This is a genomic window from Clostridium tertium (assembly GCF_017873245.1).
Taxonomy (GTDB): domain Bacteria; phylum Bacillota; class Clostridia; order Clostridiales; family Clostridiaceae; genus Clostridium; species Clostridium tertium.
The window spans coordinates 165,267-182,013 of the sequence record NZ_JAGGJY010000007.1 but is presented as its reverse complement, the minus strand read 5'-3'; the positions used below and the strand labels follow the sequence as shown (position 1 = coordinate 182,013).

Genomic DNA, 16,747 nt, shown 5'->3' with positions numbered 1-16,747 from the left:
TTAGTATTTTAATAGCTTATAAAAATTAAAAATATATGATTTGAATTTGTTATTTAGATTAATATTAATATTTACTATAAATGTTTAAATTATTTAGATAACAATTGGAAGCATATATAAATATAAATAAAATTAAATAGGTAGGAGGGGTTTTATGAATTTAGAGTTTATAAATGATCAAAAAAGAAAAATATTAGATAATATTAATTATGCCAAGGAATCTAATATAAATAAGGTTTCAGCTATACTTATGTGTAATGATAAAGAAGTACAAAAGGAATTATTATCTTGGCTTGTTATTGAAGGATACAAAGTATCATTGATAAAAGATGAAGTTAATATTTTAACAATTGAGTGGTAAGAATTAGCTAATAATGATATTGACAATATGATTAAAAGTGTTATAATTAACCATATAAGGAAATGGTAATGAATTTGATTTTTGGAAATATTTAGATTAGAGGTGTGCCGTGGGATCTATAATATTTATTTCTATTATTTGTTTGATATTTATAGTATTAGGGGTGGCTATTAGCAAGTATAAATGCTACTGGTTGATATCTGGATATAATACTCAATCTAAAGAAGAAAAAGCTAGAGTAGATATTGAAAAAGTAGCTAAACATATGGGTAGAATGTGCTATTTAATAGCTTTTATAATATTTATAGGAGCTATAATTTCAGATTATTTTGAGATTTCTATAATACCTTTTGTGATTATTTTAATAATTATTATATTTGGGTATTTAATATATCTTCAAAGATTTGATCATAATAAAAAGAGCAAAGCAGAAATAATAGTAATGATAATTATAGGATTTATAACATTTTCAATTTTAATTATAACATTTTCATTTGGGAATGAGCCAAATGATCTTATAATTAAAGATGAAGCTATAGTTATAGATGGAAGCTATGGAACTACTTTAAAAAGAAAAGACATAAAATCAATAGAGCTTGTAGATGATATTCCGGAAATAAGAATTAGAAGTAATGGATATAGCGATGGCGGTGTCATTAAAAAAGGTGATTTTAAATTAAAGAGTGGAGAAAAAGTTAAGCTCTATATTCAAAGTAATAAAGGACCATACATTAAAATTTCTACAATAAATTTTGATGTATATATAAATTATAAAGATGTATCTTTAACAAAACAGTCATTTAATAATTTAAAATAGCAAAGATAGGGAAGCTTTATTTGGCTTCTCTATCTTTTTTGTTTTTAGAAGGATTTTCAGACTTCATTTCCCAATGAATAATTAATGTTAAGAATCCTCTTAATAAGGTTATTGAGCCTAGAATTATTAGTTCATTCATATTTCTAATAATAACTGTTTTTAATATTTCAGCGGCTAGCTTGAATTCAAGTGCTGTAGCCATGGAATTTGCATATTCCCATTTTAAAGGGTAATATTTTTTTGTTATTAATGAATAGGAATAATGATAAAAAGCTTTAATGGATCCAATACATATAACTAAAATTCCCATCAACTCTAAAATGTTTACCAAAGTAGGTATAATTGATTTTATAAAATCTTCTAACATATAAATCTCCTATTAATGGTTTCTTATAATATTTATTATTCCTTTTTAGAAAAAAATAATAAGTAATAATTATGAAATATTTAAGGAATAAATATAGTAGTATAATGGATAATAAAGTTATAAAGATAATTAATTTATAAATTGAAATTGGAGATTTATTATGATTATTGAAAAAGAGTTTTATAACCAAGGAGCTATTGAAGTTGCGAAAAGTATTTTAGGTCATTATTTAGTAAGGGAAGTGAATGGATTAAAGATTAGAACTAAAATAGTGGAAACGGAAAGTTATATAGGGGCAACTGATAAAGCATGCCATGCTTATAATTATAAAAGAACAGATCGAACAAAGCCTTTATTTGAGGAAGGTGGAATAGCATATGTTTACTTTATTTATGGTTTATATCATTGTTTTAATATAGTAACTAATATTAAAGAAGAACCTGAAGCTGTTTTAATAAGAGCTGTAGAGCCACTTGATAATTTTGAATATTTATCTAATACTAGATTTAACAAAAATTATAACGAGTTAACTAATGCACAAAAAAGAAATTTAACTAATGGTCCATCTAAGTTATGTAGTGCTTTAAGTATTACAAGGGAAGATAATTATAAAAAATTATATATAGATAGTGGATTGTACTTAGAATATAATTATCAAAAAAATATCGAAATAGTAGAAACTACTAGAATAGGTATAGATTATGCTGAAGAAGCAAAAGATTTTAAATGGCGATTCTATATTAAAAATAATCCATATGTTTCAAAAAAATAAATAGTATTAAGAATATGAATATTTATAAAAAACAGGACAAAACTATTAGTGAATAAAAATCAAGGAGGAATTAATATGAAATTAAAAAAATCATTATTAGTATTTTGTTCACTAATTATTTTTTCAGGAATTTTAATTGGGGCAACTCCTGAAAAAGGAATGTCAACCAAAAGTCCAGTTGTTATAGGAGAAGTAACAGAAGTAAAAAAATCGGAAGATGGAAATTCAACTATGATAACTGTACAAGGATATATGAAGGGAAAAGAAGTTAGTAAAATGACAGTAGTCGGAATTATAAATAATGAAACAAAAGTTATGAATTCTGCAAATGATAAAAAAGAAAATATAGTAATTGAAAATGGAGATTTAGTATATATGAGAGTAAGTGAAGCTATGACTAAATCAAATCCACCTCAAACTGTAATAAAAAGAATATTTATTACTAAGAATAAATAGAAATTTTACAAAAATGGCTTTATAATATAAATGGAGGATGAAATATGGAAAAATTGAATAAAGATGAATTGAAAAATAGATTAACAGAACTTCAATATAGAGTTACTCAAGAAAATGGAACTGAACCACCTTTTATGAATGAATATAATAATAATTTTGAAGAAGGTATTTACGTAGATATAGTTTCTCTAGAGCCATTATTTATTTCAACAGATAAATTTAATTCTGGTTGCGGATGGCCTGCTTTTTCAAAACCTATAGATAGAAAGTTAATTGAAGAAAAAGTAGATAAAAGTCATGGAATGGTTAGGACTGAAGTAAGAAGTAAAAATTCAGATTCACATTTAGGTCATGTATTTTGTGATGGACCAGAAGATTTAGGAGGACTTAGATATTGTATTAACTCAGCATCATTAAAATTTATACCTAGAAAAGAAATGAAAGAAAAAGGATATGGGAAATATTTAGCTTTATTTGAAGATAATAAGTAAAGGTGGAAATCCACTTTTACTTTTTATTTAGTTTAATATATAGGAAATAATTTACATAATAAATATCTTTTTGATATAATAAATTGGACAACCTATGAATAGTAAATCTTTAAATAGCACCATGGGGGAGAAAAATGAATAATAGAAAAAAAAGTACTAAAAGAAATAATGATAAATTTAAGAAAATTTATACAAGAGAAAGAGCTTTGTATAGTAGTATTAGTATTTGTTTAATATTTTTATTTTTAATAGGAAGATTAACTTACATTATGATTTATAAGAATAAAGAATATAAACATATGGCTCAAGGACAATGGAATTCACAAGTTTCTGTGGAAGCTAGAAGAGGAGACATAAAAGATAGGAATGGTTCTATACTAGCAACATCAATTGATGTATATAGAGTAGATTTAGATTTAGAAGCGATACAAGCACATTTAGAAGAAAAAGATACGACTATAGAAAAAGTTGCACAAGATTTAGCCAATGCTTCAGGACTATCAATTGGCGAGGTTAAACAGAAATTAAATACTGTTGATGAAAATGGAGCTAAAATAAGAAATAGTACACTTGTTACAGGAATAGAAAAAGAAGTCGCAGATAAAATTAAAGCATTAAATATATATGGAGTTATCATTTCTATTAATCCAAAGAGATATTATCCAAATAATAATTTCTTAGCTCATGTGCTAGGAAGTGTGAATTCTGATAATACAGGATTAAATGGAGTAGAGTTGCAATATGATTCAGAATTAACAGGGATAGCTGGTTATAAAATAGCAGAAGTCGATGGATCATTAAAGGAATTACCATTCCAAACAGTAAAATATACAAGCCCAATTGACGGTAAAGATGTTATGTTAACAATAGATGAAAATATTCAACTTATGGCTGAAAGAGCAGCTCAAAAGGCTTACGATGATAATAAAGCAAAAGAAGTATCCATTATAGTTATGAATCCTAATAATGGTGAAATTTTAGCAATGGTAAATAAGCCGGATTTTAATCCTAATGATCCATATGGAGAATATGAGGATTTTGAAGGTGAAAATGATTTTGAAAAGCTACAAAATATGTTTAGAAATAGTTCTATAAGTAATACCTTTGAGCCAGGATCTACCTTTAAAAATATTACTATGGTTGCGGCTATAGAAGAAGGCGTTGCGCATGAAAATGATACATTTTATTGTGATGGTGGAGTGAAATTTGGTTCTACAACAATTAAGTGTTGGAATACAGCAGGGCACGGTACTCAAACTTTACCTGAGATATTACAAAATTCTTGTAATGTAGGTTTTATGGAACTAGGTTCTAGGCTAGGTAGTGCAAAATTAAAAGAATATATAGATAAATTCGGATTTGGAAAATTAACTAAAATAGATCTTCCAGGAGAATCAGAAGGAATTGTAAAATCAGTAAGTGATATGAGTGAAATGGATTTAGCAACCATTGCATTTGGACAAACTAATACTGTAAATAGCATTCAACTTATGAGAGCTTTCAATGCTATAGCTAATGGAGGAAAGTTAATCCAACCACATATTATGAAAGAAGTTATGCATGAAGCTGATAATGGAACAAAAGTAATAGATGAACAATTTAAACCTGCTGTTGAAGAAAATGTAATTTCTGAAGAAACAACAGCTGTACTAAGAGATTATCTAGAAAGAACTATAAATCAAGGACAAGAAATTGGAAGCTTTATGGGGAAAGAGAGAAGGGTAGGGGCTAAAACTGGAACAGCTCAAAAAGTTGACCCTATATTAGGAGGATATTCAGCTGACAAATACATTGCATCAGTTGTTGCTTTATATCCTGTTGAAAATCCTCAAGTAACAATATTTATAAAAGTTGAAGATCCAAGTGCAGGTCAATATTACGGGGGACCTGTGACAACTCCAGTATTAAAATCATTATTATCAGAAATGTTTACTTATATGGATTCTCAAGTTTATACTGAAAGATATGCAGAAAAAAGGAAGATAGTTGTTCCTGAATTAAGAGGAAAATCAGTTGATGAAGCAACAAAGATATTAGAAGCAAATAAATTAAATATAAATTTAGAGGGAAATGGATCAAAAGTTACTAATATGGAGCCTTATCCAGGTTCATTAGTTGAAGAAAATGCTATTATAAGTGTTAATTTATCTGATTCAAAAAGTGATGCAAATAAGTTAATAATGCCAAATTTAAAAGGTAAGACTTTAGAAGAGGCTACAGATATTCTAAATAAGCTACAAATAACATTTAAAGCAAATGGTACAGGTGTAGTAGATAGCCAAGATGTTATTGCTGGTAAACTTATTGAGAAAGGAACAAAAGTTAAATTAGATTTGAAATAATAGGATAGTAGGAGATAATATGGATAATGTAAGAAAGTTAGATATAAAGGGGAGAAATAGAAAGAAAAAAACTTCAATAAAAAGAAAAAAAATAAAAATGAAAAATATAGATTATAGTTTGTTATGTGCTATAGTAGTATTACTTTTTATAGGTATAGTTATGGTATATTCATCAAGTTCATATTATGCTTTGTATCAAGATAAAGTATTCAATTCAGAATTTTACTTTACAAAAGAAATAGTATGGACAGTTGTTGGAATAATAGGTATGGTTGTTACTATGTCTATAGATTATCATATTTATAAAAAGTGGACTCCTTGGTTAGTTATAATTACAATAGGTCTTTTAGTGCTTGTTTTATTCCTTGGAGCAGATATTAATGGAGCAAGAAGATGGATTAGATTAGGAGGATTATCATTACAGCCATCAGAGTTAGCTAAATATGTTGTAGTATTATACTTAGCGTTACTAATTGATAAAAGAAGAGGTAAAATTAAAGAATTTAAGGGAGGAACTTTATATTATTTAGCTATAGCAGCTGTATTTGCAGGTTTAATAATTTTAGAGAAAAACTTAAGTATTACTGCAATTATTATGATGGTTGCATTTATAATGATATTAGTTGGTGGAGCTAAATTGAGTCATTTATTTTCGCTAATTCCAATAGGCTTGTCAGCTGGGCTTGGATTGATTCTTATGGAGAGTTATAGATTGCAAAGACTTACTAGCTTTTTAGATCCGTGGGCAGATCCATCAGGAGATAGCTATCAGCTTATACAATCACTTTATGCTCTAGGTTCAGGAGGGCTTTTTGGTGTAGGTCTTGGTAATTCAAGACAAAAGGCACTATTTATGCCAGAGCCACATAATGACTTTATTTTTGCTATTATAGGTGAAGAATTAGGATTGATAGGCTGTATAGCTATAATATCTATATTTATATTTATAGTAATAAAAGGGACTTCTATTGCAGTTAAAGCAAGAGATAATTATGGATATTTATTAGCTATAGGAATAATTTCAGTAATAGCTATACAAGCAATAATAAATATTGCAGTTGTAACAGGTTCAATGCCAGTAACAGGGGTACCAATGCCGTTAATAAGTTATGGAGGTACTTCCCTTGTGTTTAATTTATGTGCGATAGGTATATTGCTCAATATTTCGAGACAAGGTAAAGAAGATATTTAAAAAGCACTATTTTGGTGCTTTTTCTTTTAATAAAATTACTTAAATATATATTAAAACTTAAATAATAACTTATAATATGTTAAAATAAAAAGGGGGATAGTAAAATATTTACAGTGGGTATTGGAGGGGTTAACTTGATAGTTATTATAAATAATGTATTTAATAATGATAATAATATTGATATTTCAAAAAAAGTTTGTGAAGAAATTGAAAATAGTATAGTTTATAACCCGTATGAAGTAGCCTTGATGTTAGATAATATATTAAAAAAAGATATAAAGGAAAACTTTGAGGATTTAGATATTTGGAATAAGTTAATAGTTGATATAGCTAGAGAAATTCAGAATAAGTATGAAAAACATCTGATTGTACCAACAAAGATTAATAAAATAGCAAATCTTATATTGCTAAAAAATAGTTTTCTCAATATAGATAGTGAGGTTTATATTTTTAATATTACTAGTAGTATAGATTACATTCAAAATGATAAAGAAGAAGAATATCATAATATTAACATAAATGATAAAAGTAATGAGAATATTAAATCAATAATAATAGATAAAATAAAGATTTTAAGTAGTGATTTTTTAAATAGCGAATTTTTAGTTAATAAAACTTATATTATTAAGGGAAGCAAAATAGATATAAATCTTTTAAATTCTTCTCATCAAAGTGTAAAAAATTTATATAAGAAGAAACCGAATTATGAAGTTATATTAGAAACTCATCCATTAATTATTCAACAAGAGTTAAATATAGAAAGATTAGAAAAATATCTAATGCCAACTAAAAGTATAGAGAGTGATTCTAAAGATATTAAAAAATTAGTTGAAAATTTAATTAGAAATGAGAAAGATAAATTAATTATCATAAATAAAATATTAGAATTTACTAGAAATATAGAATTCGATGATGAGTTATCTACAAGAATATATGAAGGCGAAGATACTCAAAGTGCTTTAAATACAATAAATATTATGAAGGGAGGTTATAGTGAATGTACTAATGTATTTATTGCATTGTGTAGGGCGGCTAATATACCAGCAAAATTTATTTTGGGGAAAACTTCTAAAAATTTATATCATACATGGGCAGAAGTATACATTCAAGGTGTTGGGTGGATACCAGTAGAAACAAGAATAAATATTCCTGTAGACATAAATAAGGGGTACTTTGGAATTACTAATAAACATATAAAAATTTATGAAGGTGTCGACTTTGAAGATATAAATGTTAAATTATATAATTTAGATATAGATTTAAAAGTATTAAATAAGGAGGAATTTTATGATTAAACATATAGTTATGTGGAAGTTAAAAGAAAATGCAGAAGGTAATACTAAGGAAATTAATTCTTTAGAAATAAAAAGACAAATAGAGTCTTTAAAAGGAAGGATAGATAAAGTATTAGAGCTGGAGGTAGGTATAAATTTTGAAGAATCTAGTCAAGCTTACGATGTAGTTTTATATTCAACTTTTCATTCAAAGGATGATTTAAATTATTATCAAAACCACGAAGAGCATTTAAAGGTAGTTAATTTTATAAAAAAGGTAATAGAAGAAAGAATTGTGGTAGATTATGAAGTATAATATTAAATTGCTTCTTAAACTTCATAGAAAAACTTTGAATATAGATGTATAATAAAAAGCATATTATAATTATAAAAAGATATTTTTGGAGGAGATGACTATGAAGACAGTTATTTTGACAGATTCTTGTTGTGATTTACCTATAAGTTTCGTTAAAGAAAATAATATAGAAATAGTGCAGCTTAGAGTTAATATAAAGGGAGAAGATATTCCAGATGATCTAGGGCAAAGCATAAAGTATAAAGACTTTTATGATATGATTAGAGCAGGTGAAATGCCTTCAACATCTCAAGCTAACTCATATACATTTGCAGAAATATTTAAAAAATATTCTAACGAAGGCAGTTCAATAATTTATATAGGATTTTCATCAGCACTTAGTGGTTGTGTAAACAGTGCAAGAATAGCTAAGGAAGCTGTAGAAGATGAAATTAAATCTGCAGATATTACAGTAATTGATACAAAAAGTGCATCACTGGGACTAGGACTTATAGTTTATTATGCTGCTAATATGCTTAAGAATGGAGCAACTAAGGAAGAAATAATAAACTGGATAGAAGAAAATAAATTAAAGGTTAACCATTGGTTTACTGTAGATGATTTAAACCATTTAAAAAGAGGTGGTAGGGTATCAAGTACAGTTGCTATAGTTGGAACAATGCTTAGTATAAAGCCAATAATGCACGTGGATGATGAAGGAAGGTTAATTCCAGTTTCTAAAGTGAAAGGTAGAAAAAAATCAGTTAAAGAATTACAAGAAAAACTAAAAGAAAGAATTGTAAATCCAGAAGATCAAACAATCTTCATAAGCCATGGCGATTGTTTAGCTGAAGCGGAACAATTAAGAGATTTAATTTTAAATGAAGTAAAAGTAAAAGAAGTTATTATAAATAACGTAGGACCAGTTATAGGAGCACACTCAGGTCCAGGAACATTGGCATTATTTTTTATAGGTAATAATAGATAAGTTTTGGAATAATTATTTTATGGAAAGGAGTAAGATAAAATTAATCTTACTCCTTTTACATTTTTATGCTTATGTTTCTACCTTGAATTATTTTAGTTATAATGATAAAGTATAGTGTAGGTTAGAAACTAAATAGACTATTTAGTTGGCATATGAGGGGGTTAGTTGTATGTACGAATACATAAGAGGAAAATATAAAGGGATAAATAGAGATTATATTATTATTGAAAATAATGGAATAGGATATAAAATATTTACATCAGGAGCAACTATGTCATCTATGCCTAAAATCGATGAAGAAGTTAAGTTATATCTTGAGCAAATAGTAAGAGAAGATTTTTTAGGCTTATATGGATTTGATTCTAGAGAAGAGCTTGAAATGTTTAAGCTATTACTTTCCATTAATGGTGTTGGTGCAAAAGCTGCATTATCATTGCTATCAATTAGTAGAATTAATAATTTAAGGTATGCAATAATGATGGGAGACGAAAAACATTTATGTAAAGCTCCTGGAATAGGAAAGAAAACTGCAGGAAGAATTATATTAGAGCTGAAAGATAAAATTAAAAAAGAAGATATATCTGAAGTAATAGAAGGTTCAGGAGAGTTTGAAGATTTAATGCCAAACAATGCAAGTAATATAGCTGAAGCTTTAGGTGCACTTTTAGCACTTGGATATTCAGAAAAAGAAGCAGAAGCGGCGCTTAAAAAAGTAGATAAGACAGATACCCTAGAAAATATAATTAAAAATTGTTTAAAGGTCCTTATGGGATAGAGGTGAGTTATGGAAAGAATAATAACACCACAAGAAATATTTGAAGATGGAAGTTCTTTGAGTTTAAGGCCTCAAAGTTTAAATGAATATATAGGCCAAGATAAAGTTAAAGAAAGATTAAATATATTTATAAAGGCTGCTCAAAATAGGGATGAAGCTTTGGATCATGTATTATTATATGGACCACCAGGGCTTGGAAAAACTACATTAGCTAATATTATAGCAAAAGAAATGGATGGAGAACTTAAAATAACTTCAGGTCCAGCTATAGAAAGAGCAGGGGATTTGGCTGCGATATTAACAACACTTAAAGATAATGATGTTTTATTTATAGATGAAATACATAGATTAAATAGAAATGTAGAAGAAATACTATATCCCGCAATGGAGGATTATGTTCTTGATATTGTTATTGGAAAGGGAGCTGCTGCTAAATCTATAAGGCTAGATTTACCTAAGTTTACTTTAATAGGAGCAACGACAAGGATAGGTATGTTAACATCTCCATTAAGAGATAGATTTGGAGTTCTTTGCGACATGCAGTATTATACGGAAGAGCAACTTAAAGAAATTATAGTTAGATCTGCTTTTGTATTAGAGTGTAACATTACTGAAGAAGGCGCTTATGAACTTGCAAGGAGATCAAGAGGAACTCCGAGAATTGCAAATAGATTATTAAAAAGAGTTAGAGATTATGCTCAAGTTTATTCTGATTCTCTTATAAGTTATAAAGAAGCAAAAGCAGCACTTGAGCTTTTAGAAGTAGATAGTAAGGGCTTTGACAGAGTTGATAATAAAATCTTAGAAGCAATAATAGATAACTTTAATGGTGGACCAGTAGGAATAGAAACTCTTTCTTATTTTATAGGAGAAGAACTTGGAACAATAGAAGACGTATATGAACCATACTTATTACAAACAGGATTTATAGTGAGAACTTCAAGAGGAAGGGTTGCAACTGATAAAGCCTATGAACATTTAGGTAGAAGTAAGAGGAAGAAAAAAGTAACTGGAGAGCAGCAAAAGCTGTTTTAAAGAAAATTTGAATTATTAACGATAAAGATTAGGAGACAAGAAAATGAAAGTAAGTGATTTTGATTTTGATTTGCCAGAAGAATTAATTGCACAACATCCTTTAGAAAAAAGAGATTCTTCAAGGCTAATGGTTTTAGATAAAAATACTGGTGAAATAGAACATAAATCTTTTCATGATGTAGTTGAATATTTAAATGAAGGAGATACCTTAGTTTTAAATAATACAAGAGTAATGCCAGCAAGATTAATAGGTGAAAAAGAAGGGACTGGTGGAAAGATTGAGTTCTTGTTATTAAAAAGAATTGAGAGCGATAGATGGGAATGCTTAGCTAAGCCAGGTAAAAGAGCAAAGATTGGTCAAAAATTTACTTTTGGTGAAGGTAAACTAACATGCACTGTAGTTGATATCGTAGAAGAGGGAAATAGAATAATAGAGTTTTCATATGAGGGAATTTTTGAACAGGTATTAGATGAGTTAGGAGAAATGCCACTTCCACCATATATTACTGAAAAGCTTGAAGATAAAGAAAGATATCAAACTGTATATTCAAAAGAAAAAGGGTCGGCAGCAGCGCCAACAGCAGGATTACATTTTACAGAAGAGTTACTAAAAGAAATTAAGGCTAAAGGAGTTAACATTGCGTACTTAACTCTTCATGTTGGACTAGGAACTTTTAGACCTGTAAAGGTTGAAGATATAAATGAACATATAATGCATTCAGAATATTATCACTTAGATAAGGAAAATGCAGATTTAATAAATGAAACTAAAAAAAGAGGGAATAAAGTCATAGCAGTTGGAACAACATCTACAAGAACTCTAGAGACAATTGGTGATGATAATGGATTTGTAAGAGAGCAAAGTGGATGGACTGATATATTTATCTATCCGGGATATAAATATAAAGTTATTGATGAATTAATAACTAACTTCCATTTACCTGAATCTACATTAATAATGTTAGTTTCAGCTTTAGCAGGAAAAGAGCATGTAATGAATGCATATAATGAAGCTGTTAAAGAAAAATACAGATTTTTCTCCTTTGGAGATTCTATGTTAATAAAAGAATAAACAAGAAGAGGAAGTGAAATTTTGAGTAAGAAAAGATATACTTTACTAAAAAAAGATGGAAACGCAAGAAGAGGAAGATTTGAAACTCCTCATGGAACTATAGAAACTCCTGTATTTATGAATGTTGGTACACTTGCTGTAATAAAAGGAGCAGTATCAACAATGGACTTAAAAGAAATAGGATGTCAAGTGGAATTATCAAATACATATCATTTACATTTAAGACCATCTGATAAAGTTGTAGCAAAACTTGGTGGATTACATGAATTTATGAATTGGGATAGACCTATTCTTACAGATTCAGGTGGATTCCAAGTGTTTTCACTATCAGGAATGAGAAAGATAAAAGAAGAAGGTGTTTATTTCTCATCACATATAGATGGTAAAAAGATATTTATGGGACCAGAAGAGTCAATGCAAATTCAAAGTAACTTAGCTTCAACTATAGCTATGGCATTTGATGAATGTATTCCAAACCCATCTACAAGAGAGTATGTGGAAAAGTCAGTTGCAAGAACAACAAGATGGCTTGAAAGATGTAAAACGGAAATGGATAGATTAAATTCACTTCCTGAAACTATAAATAAGGATCAAATGCTATTTGGAATAAATCAAGGTGGATGTTATGAGGATATAAGAATCGAGCATGCTAAGACTATAACAAAGATGGATTTAGATGGATATGCAATAGGCGGTTTGGCTGTTGGAGAAACTCATGAGGAAATGTATAGAATAATAGATGCTGTTGTACCACATTTACCAGAAGATAAACCTATATATTTAATGGGAGTAGGAACACCAACTAATATATTAGAAGCAGTTGATAGAGGTGTAGATTTCTTTGATTGTGTACTTCCGGCAAGAAATGGTAGACATGGGCATGTATTCACAAAAGAAGGAAAGATAAATTTAATGAATGCAAAATTCGAGTTAGATACGAGACCTATAGATGAAGGATGTGGATGCCCAGCTTGTAAAAGTTATACGAGAGCATATATAAGACATTTATTTAAAGCTAAGGAAATGCTTGCAATGAGACTATGCGTATTACATAATCTTTATTTCTATAACAAGCTTATGGAAGATATAAGAGCTGCAATAGATGGGGGATACTTTAAAGACTTTAAAGAACAAAAATTAAAAGAATGGAATGGAAAAGCTTAAAGTATTAAGTATCTGTTAATATAATTGACAATACCACATAAATAAGATATAGTTTTTATTATGAAATATATTAGTTATTTGATGAAGGGAATGAATTTAAATGGCACAAATTTTATCACTTGTAGTACCATTCGTATTAATGTTTGGTCTTATGTACTTTTTATTAATTTTACCTGAAAAGAAGAGAACAAAGAAATACAATGAAATGCTATCAGCATTGGAAAAAAACGATGAAATAGTAACTAGAGGCGGAATAATGGGAAAGATAATAATAGTAGAAGAAGACTATGTTATTATTGAAACTAGTGCTGAAAGAACAAAATTAAAAATTTCTAAAAATGGTATTGCTTCAAAAGTAAATAAAGTAACAGAATAAGAATAATACCCCCTAGTATTTCATAAAATTAATACTAGGGGGTGAAATTTTTATGGAGTGGTCAAATTATTTTAAAAGTGTTTTAAAAGGCGTTGTTTGGGCAATTATGGTTACATTTTTAATAACAGCAATACTTTCTTTAGTAATGAACAGTATTACTCTTGGAGAAGGTGTTTTTAATATTATTTATGTAGTTATATCTTGTCTAGCGTTAGTTGTAGGTTCACTAGTTGCAGTAAAAGCACATGGAAGTAAAGGATGGATAGTTGGTTTAGCAGTAGGATGTATGTTTTACATAGCTCTATATATAATTGGAATTATATTCGGCGCAGAACCAACATTAGGCATGTATGATTTTATTAAATTCACATTATGTGTATTTATTGGCCTTTTTTCTGGAATGCTTGGCGTAAATCTATAACTTTATTAATACAAGAAAAGTTATTTGTTAAAACTAAAGATTATTTAAATTAATTTATAAAAATTAAATAATATATCATTAAAATAAGAGAATTAAAAATTCTCTTATTTTTTATGTTGTAAGAAAATATATGATGTTTTAACAGTAAATTAAATGAAAGATTTTAGTCAAATCTAAATTTATCAATATTTTATATAAAATATAAAATATACGTAATTATTGTATAGATTTACAAAATAATAGTTATACTTAAGTATAGAATTGTGTAAAGTAATATTTATTAAGAGAATTTGGAATATAAAGGATGGAAAACGACTCCAATTAAGTAAAAAGTAGTTGATATTACTTAACATAAGTAATATAATTTTAGGTGAAAACTTACCAGAGGGGGAAGAACATGAAAGCGAGAAGCAAAAGCAAGAGTAAAAGTTCAATATTATTTATACTCTGTATCGTTGCTATTTTCTCATTAGCATTTACAGGTTTTAAAGGGTTTGAAATAGCAGGATGGGAGTTTAAGTCATTTAATAAAGCAATAACTAAGGGACTTGATCTTCAAGGTGGAGTATCAGTTTTAATGGAAATACAAGAAGATGATGTTCCATCAGATGTTCGTCAAAGAACAAAGCAATTATTAGAACTTAGAGTTAATAAAATTGGAGTATCTGAAACAATTGTAACTGAAGAAGGCGAAAAAAGAATAAGAGTGGATATACCTGGAGCTTATAACTCAAGTGAGATAGTTGATGGATTAAGTAAAACTGGTAACTTAGAGTTTAAGGACCCAGAAGGTAATGTTGTTTTAACAGGTAAAGATGTTAAAGAGGCAACGGCTATTCTTGATGATACATCAAGACCGGTTGTATCATTAGAATTAAATGAGGAAGGGCAAGCAAAATTTGCTGAAGCTACAGCCAATAATATAGGAAAGACAATAAGTATATCAATGGATAATGAAGTGGTATCACAGCCAGTGGTTCAAAGTGCTATTACTGATGGAAAAGCTGTTATTAATGGAATGTCTTCAATGGATGAAGCAACAAAGTTATCAGGAATCATAAGTTCAGGGGCGCTTCCAGTAACAGTTAAAGCAGTATCTGTTAAAAATGTAGGAGCTCAATTAGGTGCAGAAGCATTTCCAAATGCAATTAAGGCTGGTGTTATTGGAATATCATTAATATTTATATTCATGATACTTTGGTATAGGGTTCCAGGAATTTTGGCAAGTATAGCATTAACATTATATATAACATTAGTACTTTTAGTATTTGTAGAAATGGGAGTAGCACTAACACTACCAGGAATTGCAGCATTATTGTTAACGGTAGGTATGGCAGTAGATGCAAATATATTAATTTTTGAAAGAATTAGAGAAGAACTTACAAGAGGTGTATCAGTTAAAAGTGCTGTGAAAAGTGGATTTGAAAATGCAATGTCATCAATAGTAGATTCAAATGCTACAACATTTATTGCTGCACTTATATTGTATTTTATAGGTTCAGGAACAGTCAAGGGATTTGCTGTAACATTAATGATAGGAATAGTTTTAAGCTTAATTACTGCTTTAGTAGTTACTAAGATTTTAATGAATTTTGCAGTAGATATTGGACTTTTAAAGAGTCTATGGCAGTTTAGAGTGAAGAGGGGGGCTAATAATGCTTAAAATTATAGAAAAGACTAAGCTTTGGTTCGCCTTATCAATTATAGTTATAATAGTAGGATTAGGATTTACTATCTCAAGAGGATTGAATTTTGGAATAGATTTTTTAGGCGGAACTAAAGTTGTTATTGAGTTAGGTGAAGGGTTTAATAAACCTGAAGCAGATGAAATAGTTAAAGGGATAGTTCCAGACGCGGTTACAAATGAGGCAAATGAAACAGAATACGAAATTAAAGCAAAAGATTTAGATAGTGAAAAAGTTTCAGAAGTTTTTAAAGCCTTACAAGATAAATATAGTTTAGAGGATAATGCTTTATTATCACAGGATGAAATTGGAGCTTCAGTAGGAAAAGAACTTACAAGAAATTCAGTAATTGCATTAATAGTAGCTTGTGCTGCTATGCTAATATATATTGCAATGAGATTTGAAATGAATTATGGGGTAGCTGCTATCGTAGCACTTGTACATGATTTATTTATTACAATTAGCGTATTTGCAATTTTCAACATACCTGTTAATACACCATTTATAGCAGCTATATTAACAATTGTAGGTTATTCTATAAATGATACAATAGTAATTTTTGATAGAATAAGAGAAAATTCTAAAAATATGAGAAGAGCATCAGCTACTGAAATTGCAAATAAGAGTTTAACTCAAACTATGTCAAGATCAATAAATACAACATTGACTACATTAATTACAATTATAGCCGTAAACATATTTGTACCAACAGTTAGGGAGTTTACATTCCCATTAATAATAGGTATTGCAGCGGGGGCATATTCTTCTATATGCATAGCTTCACCAGTATGGGTTATATTAAAAGATAAAAGAGGTAAAAAAAGTAAAGCTGAATTAGCTTAATCTTTTAAAAAATAACAAAAA

19 protein-coding genes are annotated in these 16,747 nt (G+C 28.4%); 18 read left to right on the top strand and 1 reads right to left on the bottom strand.

All coding sequences use genetic code 11. The annotated features are described in order from the left end of the window. Positions 1 to 154 precede the first annotated feature (154 nt). Positions 155 to 361 carry a hypothetical protein gene (locus J2Z25_RS09915; protein ID WP_209740193.1) on the top strand — a complete coding sequence of 69 codons (207 nt, stop codon included), beginning with the start codon at positions 155 to 157 and terminating at the stop codon, positions 359 to 361. 193 nt (positions 362 to 554) lie between these two features. Further along, positions 555 to 1,178 carry a DUF3784 domain-containing protein gene (locus J2Z25_RS09910; RefSeq protein WP_245173214.1) on the top strand — a complete coding sequence of 208 codons (624 nt, stop codon included), beginning with the start codon at positions 555 to 557 and terminating at the stop codon, positions 1,176 to 1,178. Between the two features lie 16 nt (positions 1,179 to 1,194). Here J2Z25_RS09910 and J2Z25_RS09905 read toward each other — a convergent pair whose 3' ends face one another. Beyond that, positions 1,195 to 1,545, bottom strand: coding sequence for a DUF1622 domain-containing protein (locus J2Z25_RS09905; RefSeq protein ID WP_142690252.1), 351 nt, complete (start codon positions 1,543 to 1,545; stop codon positions 1,195 to 1,197). Positions 1,546 to 1,705: 160 nt separating this feature from the next. On the opposite strand from J2Z25_RS09905, the gene J2Z25_RS09900 reads away from it, so the two are divergent. The 16 genes from J2Z25_RS09900 (at position 1,706) to secF (ending at position 16,726) form a co-directional block, all read left to right on the top strand. Further along, positions 1,706 to 2,317 (top strand): DNA-3-methyladenine glycosylase, encoded by a 612-nt coding sequence (locus J2Z25_RS09900; protein WP_209740190.1) that lies wholly within the window; start codon positions 1,706 to 1,708, stop codon positions 2,315 to 2,317. A gap of 75 nt (positions 2,318 to 2,392) precedes the next feature. Next, positions 2,393 to 2,773, top strand: coding sequence for a hypothetical protein (locus J2Z25_RS09895; RefSeq protein ID WP_209740189.1), 381 nt, complete (start codon positions 2,393 to 2,395; stop codon positions 2,771 to 2,773). Positions 2,774 to 2,817: 44 nt separating this feature from the next. Continuing rightward, the gene (gene msrB, locus J2Z25_RS09890; protein ID WP_008679427.1) at positions 2,818 to 3,264 is read left to right on the top strand and encodes a peptide-methionine (R)-S-oxide reductase MsrB; all 447 of its coding nucleotides are present in this window, start codon (positions 2,818 to 2,820) and stop codon (positions 3,262 to 3,264) included. A 134-nt stretch (positions 3,265 to 3,398) separates the two neighbouring features. Beyond that, positions 3,399 to 5,606 carry a stage V sporulation protein D gene (locus tag J2Z25_RS09885; protein WP_209740187.1) on the top strand — a complete coding sequence of 736 codons (2,208 nt, stop codon included), beginning with the start codon at positions 3,399 to 3,401 and terminating at the stop codon, positions 5,604 to 5,606. 19 nt (positions 5,607 to 5,625) lie between these two features. Next, entirely contained in the window at positions 5,626 to 6,798 is a 1,173-nt protein-coding gene (gene spoVE, locus J2Z25_RS09880) for a stage V sporulation protein E (protein ID WP_209740185.1), read from the top strand. Positions 6,799 to 6,932: 134 nt separating this feature from the next. After that, the gene (locus J2Z25_RS09875) at positions 6,933 to 8,093 is read left to right on the top strand and encodes a transglutaminase domain-containing protein (protein ID WP_209740183.1); all 1,161 of its coding nucleotides are present in this window, start codon (positions 6,933 to 6,935) and stop codon (positions 8,091 to 8,093) included. After that, positions 8,086 to 8,388, top strand: coding sequence for a Dabb family protein (locus J2Z25_RS09870; RefSeq protein ID WP_209740181.1), 303 nt, complete (start codon positions 8,086 to 8,088; stop codon positions 8,386 to 8,388). The genes J2Z25_RS09875 and J2Z25_RS09870 overlap by 8 nt, the downstream gene beginning before the upstream one ends. Before the next feature lie 100 nt (positions 8,389 to 8,488). After that, positions 8,489 to 9,355 (top strand): DegV family protein, encoded by an 867-nt coding sequence (locus J2Z25_RS09865; protein ID WP_008679416.1) that lies wholly within the window; start codon positions 8,489 to 8,491, stop codon positions 9,353 to 9,355. Between the two features lie 169 nt (positions 9,356 to 9,524). Next, complete coding sequence (gene ruvA, locus J2Z25_RS09860; protein ID WP_099346198.1) at positions 9,525 to 10,130, top strand: Holliday junction branch migration protein RuvA; 606 nt, start codon at positions 9,525 to 9,527, stop codon at positions 10,128 to 10,130. A 9-nt stretch (positions 10,131 to 10,139) separates the two neighbouring features. After that, positions 10,140 to 11,165 (top strand): Holliday junction branch migration DNA helicase RuvB, encoded by a 1,026-nt coding sequence (ruvB, locus tag J2Z25_RS09855; RefSeq protein ID WP_209740179.1) that lies wholly within the window; start codon positions 10,140 to 10,142, stop codon positions 11,163 to 11,165. Positions 11,166 to 11,208: 43 nt separating this feature from the next. Continuing rightward, on the top strand, positions 11,209 to 12,237 hold the full coding sequence (gene queA / locus J2Z25_RS09850; RefSeq protein ID WP_209740177.1) for a tRNA preQ1(34) S-adenosylmethionine ribosyltransferase-isomerase QueA: 1,029 nt from the start codon (positions 11,209 to 11,211) through the stop codon (positions 12,235 to 12,237). Between the two features lie 21 nt (positions 12,238 to 12,258). Further along, positions 12,259 to 13,401, top strand: coding sequence for a tRNA guanosine(34) transglycosylase Tgt (gene tgt / locus J2Z25_RS09845; RefSeq protein WP_008679410.1), 1,143 nt, complete (start codon positions 12,259 to 12,261; stop codon positions 13,399 to 13,401). A gap of 100 nt (positions 13,402 to 13,501) precedes the next feature. Then, complete coding sequence (gene yajC, locus J2Z25_RS09840) at positions 13,502 to 13,777, top strand: preprotein translocase subunit YajC (protein WP_097032829.1); 276 nt, start codon at positions 13,502 to 13,504, stop codon at positions 13,775 to 13,777. A 52-nt stretch (positions 13,778 to 13,829) separates the two neighbouring features. Next, a complete protein-coding gene (locus tag J2Z25_RS09835; RefSeq protein ID WP_008679405.1) occupies positions 13,830 to 14,198 on the top strand; it encodes a TIGR04086 family membrane protein in 369 nt (122 codons plus the stop codon). 397 nt (positions 14,199 to 14,595) lie between these two features. Next, positions 14,596 to 15,861 (top strand): protein translocase subunit SecD, encoded by a 1,266-nt coding sequence (gene secD / locus J2Z25_RS09830; RefSeq protein WP_111927857.1) that lies wholly within the window; start codon positions 14,596 to 14,598, stop codon positions 15,859 to 15,861. Continuing rightward, the gene (gene secF, locus J2Z25_RS09825) at positions 15,854 to 16,726 is read left to right on the top strand and encodes a protein translocase subunit SecF (protein WP_097032831.1); all 873 of its coding nucleotides are present in this window, start codon (positions 15,854 to 15,856) and stop codon (positions 16,724 to 16,726) included. The genes secD and secF overlap by 8 nt, the downstream gene beginning before the upstream one ends. Positions 16,727 to 16,747: the final 21 nt, after the last annotated feature.

Coding starts and splice junctions, on each gene's coding strand:
- J2Z25_RS09835 (WP_008679405.1), top strand. CDS start 13,830: ATGGAGTGGTCAAATTATTTTAAAAGTGTTTTAAAAGGCGTTGTTTGG.
- J2Z25_RS09885 (WP_209740187.1), top strand. CDS start 3,399: ATGAATAATAGAAAAAAAAGTACTAAAAGAAATAATGATAAATTTAAG.
- yajC (WP_097032829.1), top strand. CDS start 13,502: ATGGCACAAATTTTATCACTTGTAGTACCATTCGTATTAATGTTTGGT.
- queA (WP_209740177.1), top strand. CDS start 11,209: ATGAAAGTAAGTGATTTTGATTTTGATTTGCCAGAAGAATTAATTGCA.
- secF (WP_097032831.1), top strand. CDS start 15,854: ATGCTTAAAATTATAGAAAAGACTAAGCTTTGGTTCGCCTTATCAATT.
- J2Z25_RS09905 (WP_142690252.1), bottom strand. CDS start 1,545: ATGTTAGAAGATTTTATAAAATCAATTATACCTACTTTGGTAAACATT.
- J2Z25_RS09895 (WP_209740189.1), top strand. CDS start 2,393: ATGAAATTAAAAAAATCATTATTAGTATTTTGTTCACTAATTATTTTT.
- ruvB (WP_209740179.1), top strand. CDS start 10,140: ATGGAAAGAATAATAACACCACAAGAAATATTTGAAGATGGAAGTTCT.
- msrB (WP_008679427.1), top strand. CDS start 2,818: ATGGAAAAATTGAATAAAGATGAATTGAAAAATAGATTAACAGAACTT.
- J2Z25_RS09915 (WP_209740193.1), top strand. CDS start 155: ATGAATTTAGAGTTTATAAATGATCAAAAAAGAAAAATATTAGATAAT.
- J2Z25_RS09870 (WP_209740181.1), top strand. CDS start 8,086: ATGATTAAACATATAGTTATGTGGAAGTTAAAAGAAAATGCAGAAGGT.
- J2Z25_RS09865 (WP_008679416.1), top strand. CDS start 8,489: ATGAAGACAGTTATTTTGACAGATTCTTGTTGTGATTTACCTATAAGT.
- spoVE (WP_209740185.1), top strand. CDS start 5,626: ATGGATAATGTAAGAAAGTTAGATATAAAGGGGAGAAATAGAAAGAAA.
- secD (WP_111927857.1), top strand. CDS start 14,596: ATGAAAGCGAGAAGCAAAAGCAAGAGTAAAAGTTCAATATTATTTATA.
- J2Z25_RS09900 (WP_209740190.1), top strand. CDS start 1,706: ATGATTATTGAAAAAGAGTTTTATAACCAAGGAGCTATTGAAGTTGCG.
- ruvA (WP_099346198.1), top strand. CDS start 9,525: ATGTACGAATACATAAGAGGAAAATATAAAGGGATAAATAGAGATTAT.